We start from the raw sequence: 13,763 nt of genomic DNA, 5'->3' as shown, positions 1-13,763 counted from the left end.
CGGCGTGCACGAGGACTTCGACCTGGACAAGCTGCGCTACCACAAGCTCGTCCTGATGGCCGATGCCGACGTCGACGGCGCCCACATCCGCACCCTGCTGCTGACCCTGCTCTTCCGCTTCATGCCGAAGCTGATCGAGGGTGGCCACGTCTACCTGGCACAGCCTCCGCTCTTCCGCCTGCGCTGGACCAATGCTCCCCACGAGCTGGCCTACAACGACGAGGAGCGCGACACGCTGCGCGACGCCGGGATCGCGGCGGGCAAGAAGCTGCCCAATGTGAACCCGATCCAGCGCTACAAGGGCCTGGGCGAGATGGACGCCCAGGACCTGTGGGACACCACGATGGATCCCGACGGACGCGTGCTGCTGCAGGTGACCCTGGCCGACGCCGCCCTGGCCGACCAGAACTTCGCGATCCTGATGGGCGAGGACGTCGAGCAGCGCCGCGCCTTCATCCAGCGCAATGCCAAGGACGTCCGCTTCCTCGACATCTGAGCGAGCACCGCAGCACCGACGAGGCCCCGGGCACCATGCCCGGGGGCCTCGTCACGCCCAGGGGTTGACGCCTCGCCGCGGTGACCGGCCGCGAACCCCACGGTCGACGGCCGCCGGGTACGGTGCCGGGGCTCAGGCAGCTGTCGCCTCCCCCTCGCGGTGCGGGGGTGGGAAGTGTGCGTCGACGACCCAGCGTCCGTGACGCAGGCCGGCGTGGAATTCGGCCCCGAGCAGTTCCATCCGTTCGTTGATGCCGCGCAGGCCCCATCCGTGGGAGTGTGGATGGGCCAGTGGGTGCACCCGGGGCTGGTTGGAGACGAGGAGCTGTGTGCTGCCGAGGTCGTCAGTGCGCACCTCCACACGGCAGGTGGAGCCAGGCTCGGCATGGCGCAGGATGTTGGTGGTGGCCTCCTGCAGGATGCGGGTGATGGTGCGTTGGACGGGGTCCGGCAGGTGGTCGATCCCAGGGGTCGTCTCCATGTCGACCTCGTGGCCGGCGCGCAGGAGCGCGGCGACGTTTTGGTCCACGGCCGTGCTCGGCCTCACCAGCGGCCCACCGGGGCTCGCGGACGCGTCGTGCTCCCGCAACGAGGCGAGCAGGACGGCGAGGTCGCGTTCCGCCGCGTCGGCCACCTGTCGGATCCCCTCCAAGGTCTCACGGCGAGTCCGCGGATCATCGCTGAGGGAGGCCTCCATCAACTGCATGGACGTGACGGACAACTGGTGGCCCACCACGTCGTGCACCTCACGCGCCACCGCGGCGCGGTCGCCGGCTGCGTCCTCCATGCGTGTCCGGTGGGCCTCGACGAGGCTCTCGGCCGCCCGTCGACGGCCCAGCACTAGCTCCCGGAGACCGAAGGTGACTAGGCCGGCGACCAGGCAGTCGTCGAACAGCGCCACGAGCTCCGCGACGGCGACATGGTCGCGCACCACAACCCGGGCGGTACTGGTGCCGACCAGCAGGACGAGTGCTGGTGCCAACCGAGGCCACAGCACCATCACCAGGACCACCGTCAACGGCCAGCACACCGCCAGCTGCCCGATGGAGGCGGGCATGGCCACCAGCGTGACGAACACGCCGAGCAGGAGGACCACCGCAGCCGAACGAAACCACCGGGTCGCGCAGGGGTGTCCCGTGGGTGCGGTAGGACTCTCGCGTTGCGCGGAGGTGCGAAGACCGTGCACCAGGGTGCGGAGGTCGGAGACCACTGCGCGGTTCTCGGCGGCCACCTCGTCCAGGGCTGCCGCCAGCTCGGCGTCCGTGGGCCGGCTGGAGGAGATGGCCCGGATGCGGGTCAGCCCCCCGGTGATCGTCTGCTCCATCTCGTCGGCCAGGCGCGACATCTCCCGCGACCTCAGCGCACTCGACTCCTCGCGGTAGGCCGCGGCCTCGTTGAGCAGTCGTTCGCGCCGGGTGAGGATCCAGTCGCCGGTCCAGGCCAGAAGGGTGGAGCCCAGCTGGATGAGGGTGAAGACGACCCACATCTCCAGGTTCCGCCCCCCTGACGCATGGACCACACAGCCCAGCGTCACCAGCTGCAGGGCGGCATGCACCAGAGCGCGGCCCCGCCAGGACATGGTGAGCTGGGCCACCAGTGAGGCGGCGGGGATCAGGACGATCTCCAGTCCGTTGGCGGTGCCGCGGGTAAGTGCCAGGACGAGGGAGATCGCCCCGGTCACCATGACCATGCGGCGGCGCTGCCACATGACGGCGGCAATGAGCAGCAACATCGTCCAGGCCTGCGCCAGCTCGAAGGCTGACAGGCTCGACGAGGAATGGTCCATGGAGAGGTAGAGCTCATGGCTCAGTTCGTCGGCGAGGACCGACGCCATCACGATGGGTCGGAGCGTACGGGTCACTGCCGTTCGGTAGCCATTGGCCGCCTGCGTCATCTCTGCCCTCCGGGGTGCCTTCATCGCGAAGCTATCAGGCGGGGGTCGCCGGACCGGTCCAGCGTGCGGGGGTGGGATCAGCGGCAACGCTTGATCAGCGTGCAGGGGCGCCAGATGGATGCCGAGGCGCTCGACGTCGTGGTCTCGCTGTCGAGCAACTGGCTGGTCGCCGCGTGACCGGGATTGGTGGCAGGGCGGCGTGGGCGGGGGTCGAGACGCCCATCGACAGGGCGAGGGTGGCGACGGTGGCGAGGGAGACGACGAGGTGCTTCCTGACGGGGACTCCTGTGGGTAGGGGTGGAAGGCCTGCGGCCACTGCCATCATTTCTGCCCTCGAAGCGCTGGGTAACCCAGCGTTTGGTCAATCAAGGTTCACTTTCGGGTATTTCGATGATTCCGAACGACTGTTACCGTCTACAGAGTGAAGGCACCCCACTCGCTGCTCATCGTCGACGACGACGTCCTGGTGAGGTCCACCTATCGCCGCTTCTTCGCCGCCCAGGAAGAGTTCGAGGTCTGCGCCGAGGGCCGTGACGGCAGCGAGGGCGTCGACCTCTTCGACCGCCACCAGCCGGACGTGCTGCTGATGGACCTGCAGATGCCGGTGATGGACGGGGTGGCGGCGACCCGCGAGATCATCGCCCAGCACCCGGGTGCCTGCATCGTGATCATGACCTCCTTCGACCCGCTCGACCAGGTGCTGGCGGCGCTCTCCGCGGGGGCTGCCGGTTACCTCCTCAAGGACGTCGGTGGTCCCGGCCTGGTCTCCGGCCTACATCAGGCGATGGCCGGTGACATGCCCCTGTCGCCCTCGGTGCGCAAGGACATGGTGGCGGCCATGGTCGATCGTCACGCTGCCCGCCCGGCACCGAAGGAGGCCGCCGTTCAGTTGAAGTCCCGCGAGCTGGAGGTCTTGGGACTGCTGGCGCGCGGCATGAGCAACCAGGAGATCGGGGCCGCCATGTACGTCTCCGACAGCTCGGTCAAGCAGACGCTGCTCGCCATCGGCCGCAAGCTGGGGGTCCGCTCGCGTACCAGCATCCTGGTCAAGGCGCTGCAGCTGGGCCTGGTCGACCTCGAAAGCGTCCCCCTCGATGCCTGACGCGGGCAACCAAGCGGCACGAGATCCAAACTTTCGGTCATGATGCGTCGCCCGTGGTGGCGCCGCGGTGACCCGGTCGTCTGTGCTGGGTCATGACCGGCCCGCTGGTCGGGGACACCGGTTCCCGGCGCGCCGGCGAAGGAGACCCGATGACCGCGACGCTGGAGCAGCCTGCTCCCACCCTGACCGGCCAGCCCGCGGTGGCTGCCCGAGACATCACGAAGACCTTCACCACCGGCGGTACTCAGGTGCCGGTGCTGCACGGGGTGTCCCTCGAAGCACGTCCCGGAGAAATGGTGGCCGTCATGGGCGCCTCCGGCTCCGGCAAGTCCACCCTCCTCTACTGCCTCGCCGGGCTGGAGCGTCCGGACGCCGGTGAGGTGGTCGTCAACGGCCGCAACCTGGCCGAGTGCTCGCGTGCCGACCTGGCCCGCATGCGGCGCGGCGAGGTGGGATTCGTCTTCCAGGCCTACAACCTGGTGCCGACGCTGACCGCCTTCGAGAACGTCTGCCTGCCTCACCTGCTGCGGCACGAGAAGGCCGACGTGGCGGTGGTCGAGGGCGTGCTCGAGAGCGTGGGGCTCGCCCACCGTCGCGATGCCCGGCCCCCGTCGATGTCCGGTGGCGAGCAGCAGCGCGTCGCTCTGGCCCGGGTGCTGGCCCAGCAGCCGAGCACCATCTTCGCCGACGAGCCCACCGGCGCCCTCGACTCCCGCAGCAGCGAGCTCGTGCTGGGCCACCTCGGCCGGCTCGCCCACCGCGACGACGCCTGCGTCGTGGTCGTCACCCACGACCCGACGGTGGCCGCCAGCTGCGACAGGATCCTGTTCATGCGCGACGGCCTGCTGGTCGACGAGCTGCGTCCCACCTCCACCGAGCAGGTGGCCCGCGCGCTGGCCGGGATCACGTCCCGTCGGGGTGAGCGCTGATGTGCAAGGTGCACTGGGCGGAGATCCGCTCCAGCTGGACGGCCTGGCTCGGCGTCAGCATCGGTTTCATCGGTGCCAACTTCGTGCTGATCCTGTCGTCGCTGGCGCTCAAGGCGGGCATCCGTTGCGTCATCGACGAGAAGCTGCCGATCATCAACTCGGCGGCCTACATCTGGAACCCCGCGATGAACCTCGTCTTCGGCCTTGTGGTCGGGATGATGGTGATCGACGCATCGACCTCCTTGGTGGTGGATTCCCGCCGAGGGGCGCTCGCTCGGCTGGCCCTGGCGGGGGCCACCCCCGCACAGGTGGTGGTCAGCGTCGGTTCCCAGCTCGCGCTGGTGAGCGTGTTCTCGTGCCTCGTGGGCGCCGCGCTCGCCGTGGCAGCCCTCCCGGCGACGCTGCGCTTCATGGCCTACGAGCGCAGCGACCAGGTCTGGTTGCCGATCCCGAAGTTCGATCCGGACCCCTTGGTGATCCTCGCCGCTGGTGGGTTGGCCATCCTCGCCGCTCTGGTGGGCGGGCTCCGCCAGGCCCGCCGCGCCAGCCGCATCGACCCGGTCGAGGCGCTGCGCCAGTCGCAGGCCGACGGGGAGCGCCGTATGGGCGTGGGGCGGTGGCTGCTGGTCGCGCTGTGCGTGCTCGTCCTCACCGGTGAGTGGGGGGCCATCGGTTCCATCGCCCGGATGAGCGGCAAGGAGACCGTGAGCAACTTCTTCCAGTTGAGCTCTGCCATGCTTCTTCTCGTGGGCGTCCTGCTCGCTGCACTGGCCCCCATCCTCGTGGGCCCGCTCACCCACGCCTGGACGGCCCTGGTCCCGTCGAAGAACGCCGTCTGGTACTTGGCGCGCAGGAACTGCAGCGTGCGCGGGGCCAGGCTCTCGAAGACCGTCGTGCCCGTCATGCTGACCGTGGGCCTGCTGATCGGTGGCCTGGCCTCTGGCGACATCCTCCAGTCCAGCCTCACGGCGAACGGCTTCGACATCCAGCTTTCCGCCATCGGCATGGCCACCAGCTTCATGTGGCTGGGTCTTCCCCTGTTCATCGCACTGTGCGGTGCCGTGGGTTCACTGGTCATGATGTCGCGGCAGCGTGACGCGGAACTGGCGCTGGTGGGCGTCGTTGGAGCGACACCGAGCCAGCGGGTCTTGCTGCCCCTGCTGGAAGCGGTCATCATCACCGTCACCGGCTCGCTGATGGGTCTGACGATGGTGGTCGCCAGCATGGGGTTCCTTGCCGCCGGGCTCCATGCAGCCGGAATGGTCACCGCATTCCCGCACAACTGGTTCGTCGCAGTGGCCGCGATCGGGGTCTGCCTGCTGGTCGACATCGTCGGCACGGTGCTGCCCACCCTGGGCGCGCTGCGACGCAGTGAGCCCCAGGTCGTGGCCCGGCTGATCGCCGACTGATGCCATGCGTCGCTGAATCCTCTTTCACCGTGGCGACTGCCTTGTCGTCGCACTGCGGCTGGCGCGGAAATCTGCTGACCAAGGGTCCGGGAACATCGTCCAGATGTTCCCGGACCCTTTGCGATGCCTTGGAGGCGAATCGGTTCGCCACTGTTCTGGGGGGCGATGTCTTCGGGAATTCCCTCCCCTCGCGCAGGTCGCGTCCCTGTGAGTGCTCGCCCATTAGGAAGGCGCACGAGCCCTTGCCCACCGGTCTGGACGGGGGTATGGCACGGACAGGAGCGGCAGCTGCGGCCGGGAACCAGATACTGACTGGCTCATCGGCCGTGCTGCTGCCCACTTCCGGGTGTTCGGAGGGCAGGTCCGACAAACCTTCGGGCAGGGCTTGATGGCCTACGGGCAGTGCCGGCCAATTCCACTGGAAGCGGTGTTTCGGGTGCGATTGACTTCAGGTGTCGGAAAGAACGGGGAAAGAAAAGAATCAGTCCCACCGATCTCTCCAAGAAATGACACGGCTCAACTTTTCGGAAAGGAGGAGAAATGCCCTTCCAGGCCCAGCACTACATGATGACGGCAAAAAAATTCTCCGTACTACGCCGCCCAGCCCAACGAGGTCTTCGTCGCCGGCGGTGACGCCCCGGTGCAGACCAACGAGCTGCCGGCCGGGTGGCTCCTCCACCGCTTCGGCGGCTGGGAGAGCTGGACCCCCCGCGACTGGGAGCCGCGGCTCCAGGGCTGGAAGATCCACATCTCCACCACCCCGGAGGAGGCCGCCGCGACGCTGGCCGATGTCACCGCCATCTGCGTGGAGCCCGGAACTGCGTTCAAGTTCCTCCCCACGCTGGCCGTGCTCATCGACTCCAGCAGCAAGCAGGCCCACCGGGGCAGCTCGGGCAAGTTCATCACGATCTACCCGGTCGACGACGCCGACCTGACCGACTTGCTGGCACGCCTCACCGTCACCCTCGACGGGCGCCAGGGGCCGTACATCCTCTCCGACCTGCGCATCGGCCGGGCACCGGTCTTCGTTCGCTACGGCGCCTTCCTGGCCCTGGACGTCCCGGGTGCCGAGGACGAGCGCGTCGCGAGCATCACCCGCGTGGACCTCTGCGGGCTCGAGCCTGACCAGCGCCAGCCCCGCTTCCACGTGCCGGACGGCGTCCAGGTGCCCGAGGTGGTCCGCACGGCCATGGAGGCCGCAGAGGGCAAGGTGGCCTCGCGCCTGGACGAGTTCACCGCCATCACACCGCTGCACTTCAGCAACGCCGGCGGCGTCTACCGGGCCACCCTGCCCGACGGGCAACAGCGGGTGCTGCGCGAGGCGAGGCCCCACGCCGGCCTCGACGGCCGTGGCCGCTGCGCCCTGACCCGCCAGCGCACCGAGCAGCACGTGCTCGAACAGCTCGCCGGACTGCCGGGCGTGCAGCGCCTGCGGGGACAGTTCACCGCCTGGGAGCACAGTTACCTGGAGCTCGACTACGTCGAGGGCACCACGCTCACCTCCTGGGTGGTGGCCGGCATCGGGCTCCAGCAGGAGCAGCCCGAGCAGTACGCGCGTCAGGTGGCCCGCATCGGACAGCAACTGGTCGACATCGTGCAGTCGATCCATGACCGTGGCTGGGCTCTCGGCGACGTGCACGCCGGCAACGTCCTGGTGGGCCCCGACCTCGCCGTCACCGTCGTCGACCTGGAGGATGCTCAGCGTCTGGACCAGCCGCGGGAGATCGGCTTCCGGGTCTTCGAGTACTGCGCCGAGACCAGTGTCGATGCCCGGGCTGCCGACTGGTTCGCCATCGCGAGGGCCCTGATGCTGTGCTTCTACTCCGACTGGGAAGCGGAGGCCGTCTCACCGGACTTCTGGACGAGCTGCCGACACATGGTGGCCGAGGCCTACGGCCCTGAGGTCGACGCCCTGCTCGCCGAGGTCGAGGCCCGCTACCCGGCCGGCACCCGTTCGGTGCTCGCGAGCGACGTACAGCTGCACCACCAGCCGGGCGGTCCGCAGCTGTCGGACCTCGTCGAGGCCCTGATGGCCGGCGTCGACTGGTCTCGCGACTTCAGTACCGACGGTTCCTACCCGGGCGATCCTCACCCGGAGGATCCGGTCGCGGTGCACGGCCTCGCGCATGGCCGGGCCGGTGTTCTGCTGGCCCAGCAGCGCACCGGACACCCGATGGACCAGGCGGCTCTCGAGGCCGTGACCACGGTCGCCGGCACCTGGCCGGCGGGCGCTGAGCCGAACCTGATGCACGGTCAGGCTGGTCTGGCACTGGCCCTGTCGGAACTCGGCCGTCCGGAAGCAGGTGCCAGAGCTGCGGCACAGGCCCTCGAGACCGCCCAAGGGCTCCGTCGGCTCGAACTGGCGGAGGGCCAGTCGGGGGCCGTGCTGGCTGCCATCGAGGTGGCAGGCGCGGCCGGTGACGAGAAGCTCCTCGCCGATGCCCTCGGCTGTCTGGAGCGGATCCACCGGACCGCTGCCACCAGTGCCTCCGCCCAGCGCTCCCTCGGGCTGCGACGAGGCCTGCACCACGGCACCACGGGCCTTGCCCTGGTCGACGTCGTGGCGCACCTGGCCACCGGTGAGGATCGCTACCTGGACTGGGCCCGCGAGGACGTCATGGGCGATGTGTCCACCTGCGTCGCCATGGCGAACGGTCAGGTCATGGTTCCCGACACGGTCAACGGGCGCGTGATGCCCTACCTCGACTGGGGATCGGCCGGAGTCTGGATGGTCGCCGAGCTGGTCGAGCGCCTCACCGGAGAACCGGTCCTCGACGAGGCGCAGCGAAGCGGCTTGGCCGAGACCTGCTCCTCCGACATCTTCGTCTACCCGACCCTCCACCACGGCCGCGCGGGGACGATGGTCTCGCTGCTGGCCGCCGGCCCGGGGCACCGGGCAGAAGTGGAGCGGCAGGTCGGACTGGTGCGCGCCAGCCTGTTCGAGCTCGACGAGAAGGCCTTCGTGATCGGTGAGGGGATGTTGCGGGTCAGTTCCGACCTGGCCACCGGTGCCGCCGGCGTAGCCCTGGCGCTCCACGCCCACCGTGCCGACCAGCCCTACCTCGTCCTGCCGGTCTCCCGCGCGAGCGCCGAACGGCTGCCCCGCGCCGCGGACGCAGGACGCACCACCACAGAGCCCGCGACGCCGGAACCGGCGTTCGCGTGATGTCCGAACGAACGAAGGGAAGGAGGTGAACGACATGACCAACGTCCTGGCAATGCAGGCCTCGGAGGTCGAGACCCCCGAGCAGGAGAAGGCCTCGATGGTGAGTGTCCGCTGGTGCCGCAACTCGTACGTCTCCGTGGTGCTCTGCATCAAGAAGTGACGTCCAACGACCCGACCGGGCCGCTCGGCCCACCCGACAGTCCCCCGAGGAGGTGAACACGATGACGAACATTCTGGGAATGCAGGCGACGGAGGTCGAGACCCCCGCCGACGAGAAGCGCTCCAACGACAGCTGGCTGCTCTGCGGCGGCGTCGGTCAGAGCAACCGCAGCCACATCTTCTGCTGATCGCTGATCGGCCAGGAGGACACGAGCCACGACGAGGAGGTGAATTCCATGAACAACGTCCTGAAGCACCAGGTCGACGAGGTCGAGGCCCCGTCCGACGACAAGCGCTCCAACTGGAGCGTCGCACTGTGCCGTAACAGCTTCCAGAGCATCACGCTCTGCGTGGTGAAGTGAGCCCAACCGGACCCGTGGGGGTCGGTGCTGCACGGGCAATGTGCAGCAACGGCCCCCGCGGGGACCGCTCCGTCAGCTCCCGTCGAGTGCGGGGGAGGTGAATCCGTGAACGAGATCTTGGCCCACCAAGCTGCCGACGTCGACACCCCGCCGGCCGAGAAGGCCTCCTACATCAGCTACTTCCTGTGCCATCAGAGCAACCGCAGCATCACCTGTCTGGGCTGGTGACAGCACCCCGGACGACAGGAGCGGGCTTGCTGTTGCCCGGGCAATGGGCAGCAGCAAACCCGCTTCTCCTCTGATTGTGCGTCCCCCGGCCGCCCGGTGCAAGCACCCGCGTCCGCCCCACGCCTGACCCACGGCAACGAATCCGCACCCCGGTGTGAGAGCCGGACGCCGGCAACCACCCATCCATCCCCAGCCGTCAAGGAGACGACCATGACCGCCATCGCATTGGCAGGATGTGCCCCCGTGCCGGCCGTGCCCGCTCCGGCACGGCCCAACCGCATCGCCCAACTGCTCGACGAGCCCCCGCACCACCCGGTGGCGCGGCTGTGGGCCCTGCTGCGCAGCAACCCTCCCGCCGTCGCGTCGATCCTGGCGCTCACGATGGCGGCCTCGCTCGTCTCCCTGGCCCAGCCGGTGCTGGCCGGGCGCGCCGTCTCGCTGCTGGGTTCCGGCGGCTTCCGACAGCTCCTCGTGCCGGGCGCCATGCTCGTCGGCGTCGCGCTGATGTCCTCGGTGCTCACCGCGGCCGGCAACCTCGTCGCGGCGCAGGCGGGCAACCGGCTGGTGCGATCGGTGCGCGACGAGGCCTCGGCCCGCGCCCTGCGCATCCCGGCCCACAAGCTCGTCGACCACCCCACCGCAGACCTCGTCGCCCGCTGCGGCATCGACTCGGAGCACCTCGTCGAGGTGTTCACCCACGGGCCCGTCCAGTTCGTGGGCGGGCTGCTGCTCGTCGTCGGCGCGCTGGTCCGGATGACCATGATCGACCCGGTGCTCACCGCCACCGCCCTGGTCCTGTGCCTGCTGGCGCTCGGCGTGATCGTCGTGCTGGGCAGCATGCTCAGTGGCACCTCGCAGGCACGTCAGGAGGCGCAGGGCGAGTTCGTCGCCGAATGCACCCGGTCGCTCGACTCGGTGCTGGTGCTGCGGGCCTTCGTGGCCGACGCCTTCGCCCTCGACCGGCTCTCCCGCAGCAGCGGCGAGCTCCAGTCGGCCGCCAACGCCAACGACCGAGCCCGCTCCTTCATGGGGCCGGTCGCCGCGCTGACCATGCAGGCCACGCTGCTGCTGGTGGTCGGCGTCGCGGTGGTGCGGGTGCACCAGTCGCAGCTCGCGGTCGGCTCGTTGGTGGAGTTCCTGATGTACACCATGCTGATCGTCGGGCCATTGGCCGGCGGGGCAGACACCGCGGCGATGATGGCGGAGGCGAACGGCGCCCTCAACCGCATCGTGGAGCTGCGCGAGGTCATCGACCGTCGCAGCGGCATCGCCGATGGCAGTGATGCCGGCACCCTGGCCGCATTCACCGACGCCGCCCGCGTGGACCACCGGCCCACGGGTGTGGCACAGCCCACCTCGTCGGTTCTGCTGGTGGAGCCCACCGTCGCCGAGGCTGCCGAGGCCCTGATGTCCACCGGGGCACTGCCGCCACTGCTGCGCGGGAACGTCGTCTTCGACGAGGTGTGCGTGCGCTATCGCGGAGACACCTCCCGCGAGTTCGCGCTCGACCATGTGAGCTTCCACGCCGAGCCCGGGCAGTGGATCGCGCTCACCGGCCCCTCCGGCTCGGGCAAGAGCACGATGCTGGCGGTGCTGGAGAAGTTCGTTCAGCCCAGCAGTGGCCGGGTGCTGGTGGACGGCGTCCCGCTCGACGAGCACGACGACGACACCTACCGCTCCCAAGTGGGCTACATCGACCAGTCCTGTCCGCTGTTCAGCGGCACCGTGCGCGACAACCTGCTCCTCGGCCGCCGCGCCAGCGACGAACGGTGCTGGGAGCTGCTGGAGCAGGTGGGCCTTGCAGCCACCGTCGGCAGCCGCTCGAACGGGCTCGACGCCGCGGTGGGTGAATCGGCCTACGCCTTCTCCGGTGGGGAGCGCCAACGCCTGGCGATCGCCAGGGCGCTGCTGGGCAACCCCCGGATGCTGCTGCTCGACGAGATCACCTCCGGGCTCGACGCGCTCAACCGCCAGCAGGTGATGGACCTGATCAAGCAGACGATGGGTGGGGTCACCACCTTCGCCTCCGGCCACGGACACTTCGGCATGGACCACGCCGATGCGGTGCTCGTCCTCGAGAACGGCCGGCTGATGGACGCGGGCAGCCCCGAGGAGCTGCGCGGCCGCTCCGAGCTCTTCCGCTCCCTGGTGAAGGTCTAGGAGGCCACCGTGGCGACGCACCACGCGCTCACGCTCGATCTGGACATCGCCCCGGTAGAGCTGACACCCGAGGCCCTGGAGGCCGCCGACCGCTCCCAGCTGCTGACCGCGCTGGAGCAGCTCGGCACCGACGTCAACGAGATGGCGACCGGCCAGGCAGTGGCCGACGAGGGCTTCGACATCGTCCCGATGCGCGACGGCTGGCTCCGGCTCGGGGCCTCGCCGGATGGTCGGCTGGAGGCGGGTTGGATCGCCGACCCCCGTGACCCCGGCAGCCTGTTGGGCGAGACCTTCCTGCTGCAGGAGGCCGAGCTCGACCTCAACAACCTGAGTCTGTACCGCATCGACCTCGACGAGGGCGCTGACCACTGGCTCAACGTCTTCCGGTTGCACCACCGTGAGGCCTACGTCGCCGTCGGCTACCGCAGGGATGAACCGGAGCCGAGCCGCCAAGGCGTGGTGGCCGGCCTCTACCCGGATGCCCTGGTGGCTGGTGCCGAGGGCAACCGCATCGTCTTCCTGCAGCCGGATCCGGAGCGGGCCGGCCGCACCCAGGCGGTGGTGGCGCTGCTGTCGGGCGAGACGGAGCCGGAGGTCGTCACCACCGGTGACGCCGCGGAGATCTCGCTCGCCCCGACCGCACGGCGCCGCTGGGTGACGGTGGAATGGGGGCCGCGGCGCTCCAGGCACACCGGCCTGCTCGACGTCGACGCCGAGAGCCCGGCCGTGGTGCCCATCGAGCTGGAGCGCCAGAGTGCCGCCCTGGTGCAGGTCGGCAGCCTCGAAGAGCGCGACACGCTGTTCGTGGTGGTGGCCGGCGAGCAGGGTTGGGAGCTGTACACCAGCCCTCTCGAGCCATTGCCCCGCAGCTTCACTGGCGCCCATCTCGAGCGACTCGCCGAAGGCCACGGTACCCCCTTCGCCCTGGCAGCAGGTGTGGAGCAGGCGCTGGTCGGGGTCCGGACGAAGCTCGCAGACGGTGGCGCCGAGGATCTCGTGCTGGGCGTCGCGCTGCCCAGTGGCGAGGTCTCGGAGGTCCGTCGCTCACCCGGACTGCTGCGCCTGCAGTCCAACACCACGCTCTCCCGGGTGGGCTTCAGTCTCGTGGAGCGGGTGGGTGCCCGCGGCATCACCTGGTTCCACTCCCCGGACGGGGCCCCGCTGGGCGGGGATGCCGCCGGGAGCGATGTCCCGCTGCAGCGCGGCTGGGGCGAGACCACCTCCCGCGATGGCTTCCGGGTGCGCGTCGACGCCCGCTGGTACGGCGAGGACTCCACCTTCCGCGGGCCGGTGGCGCTGATGCTCTACGGGGCCTACGGGCTCGACCTCGACCTGGACAGTGACCCCCAGCTGTTGGAGTGGCTCGATCGGGGCTGGGCAGTCGCAGCGGCCCAGGTCCGCGGTGGGGCAGGCGAGCGGCACCGCCAGGCCATCGGCTCCCTGCGCGAGAACAGCCTCGCCGACGCGGAGGCCGTCGTGCGTTGGTTGCGGAGCGCCGATGGTGGCATCCAGGCCGACCCGCTCGTCGTGTTGGGTGCCAGTGCGGGTGGCCTGCAGGCCTCGGTGGTGGCTGCGCGCTGCCCCGACGCCGTCGACGCGGTGATCGTGGTCAACGGCTATGTCGACCCGCTGGGGGAGCTGCAGGCCGCCGGGGCCGCCACCGCACAGGCCGACCGCAACGAGTGGGGCGACCCGGAGGATCCCGAGGTGCGACGTGTGCTGTCACGCCTGTCGGGCCCCGGGCTGCTGGCGCGGATGGCACCCGCCCCGGCCCCGGCGCCCCGGGCGTTGGTCATCGTCTGCGGCCGTGACGTGCGCGTCGACCCGCGCAGGGGTGTCGCCTGGGCGCTGCGCTAGTC

At 69.8% G+C, this 13,763-nt stretch carries 11 protein-coding genes and 1 pseudogene; 11 read left to right on the top strand and 1 reads right to left on the bottom strand.

Annotated features, from left to right (window positions below):
- Positions 1-496: toprim domain-containing protein (locus tag ACHFFZ_RS06515; RefSeq protein WP_394275843.1), on the top strand; the 496-nt coding region annotated here is incomplete at its 5' end.
- A gap of 132 nt (positions 497-628) precedes the next feature.
- On the opposite strand, the gene ACHFFZ_RS06510 is transcribed toward ACHFFZ_RS06515, so the two are convergent.
- A complete protein-coding gene (locus ACHFFZ_RS06510) occupies positions 629-2,329 on the bottom strand; it encodes a sensor histidine kinase (protein WP_394275842.1) in 1,701 nt (566 codons plus the stop codon).
- Between the two features lie 481 nt (positions 2,330-2,810).
- Between ACHFFZ_RS06510 and ACHFFZ_RS06505 the strand changes: the two genes are divergently transcribed.
- From ACHFFZ_RS06505 to ACHFFZ_RS06460, 10 genes and pseudogenes are all read left to right on the top strand, one after another.
- Complete coding sequence (locus tag ACHFFZ_RS06505; protein WP_394275841.1) at positions 2,811-3,491, top strand: response regulator; 681 nt, start codon at positions 2,811-2,813, stop codon at positions 3,489-3,491.
- A 149-nt stretch (positions 3,492-3,640) separates the two neighbouring features.
- Positions 3,641-4,420, top strand: coding sequence for an ABC transporter ATP-binding protein (locus tag ACHFFZ_RS06500; protein WP_394275840.1), 780 nt, complete (start codon positions 3,641-3,643; stop codon positions 4,418-4,420).
- Positions 4,420-5,829, top strand: a complete 1,410-nt coding sequence (locus ACHFFZ_RS06495; RefSeq protein WP_123575799.1) for an FtsX-like permease family protein — start codon at positions 4,420-4,422, stop codon at positions 5,827-5,829. The genes ACHFFZ_RS06500 and ACHFFZ_RS06495 overlap by 1 nt, the downstream gene beginning before the upstream one ends.
- Before the next feature lie 601 nt (positions 5,830-6,430).
- Positions 6,431-8,995 (top strand): annotated as a pseudogene (gene lanKC, locus ACHFFZ_RS06490) (class III lanthionine synthetase LanKC); the annotation flags it as partial.
- 34 nt (positions 8,996-9,029) lie between these two features.
- Entirely contained in the window at positions 9,030-9,155 is a 126-nt protein-coding gene (locus tag ACHFFZ_RS06485) for a hypothetical protein (protein ID WP_256762907.1), read from the top strand.
- A gap of 61 nt (positions 9,156-9,216) precedes the next feature.
- Complete coding sequence (locus ACHFFZ_RS06480) at positions 9,217-9,342, top strand: hypothetical protein (RefSeq protein WP_256762905.1); 126 nt, start codon at positions 9,217-9,219, stop codon at positions 9,340-9,342.
- 48 nt (positions 9,343-9,390) lie between these two features.
- On the top strand, positions 9,391-9,516 hold the full coding sequence (locus ACHFFZ_RS06475) for a hypothetical protein (RefSeq protein WP_281273127.1): 126 nt from the start codon (positions 9,391-9,393) through the stop codon (positions 9,514-9,516).
- A 105-nt stretch (positions 9,517-9,621) separates the two neighbouring features.
- On the top strand, positions 9,622-9,744 hold the full coding sequence (locus ACHFFZ_RS06470; RefSeq protein WP_256762901.1) for a hypothetical protein: 123 nt from the start codon (positions 9,622-9,624) through the stop codon (positions 9,742-9,744).
- Between the two features lie 210 nt (positions 9,745-9,954).
- Positions 9,955-11,904 (top strand): ABC transporter ATP-binding protein, encoded by a 1,950-nt coding sequence (locus ACHFFZ_RS06465; protein WP_394275839.1) that lies wholly within the window; start codon positions 9,955-9,957, stop codon positions 11,902-11,904.
- 9 nt (positions 11,905-11,913) lie between these two features.
- Entirely contained in the window at positions 11,914-13,761 is a 1,848-nt protein-coding gene (locus ACHFFZ_RS06460) for an alpha/beta hydrolase family protein (RefSeq protein ID WP_394275838.1), read from the top strand.
- The last annotated feature ends 2 nt before the right edge of the window (positions 13,762-13,763 follow it).

The organism is Luteococcus sp. (assembly GCF_043424415.1).
GTDB lineage: Bacteria > Actinomycetota > Actinomycetes > Propionibacteriales > Propionibacteriaceae > Luteococcus.
Note: the sequence above shows the minus strand (reverse complement) of the source record. Positions and strands in the feature narration are given on the sequence as shown.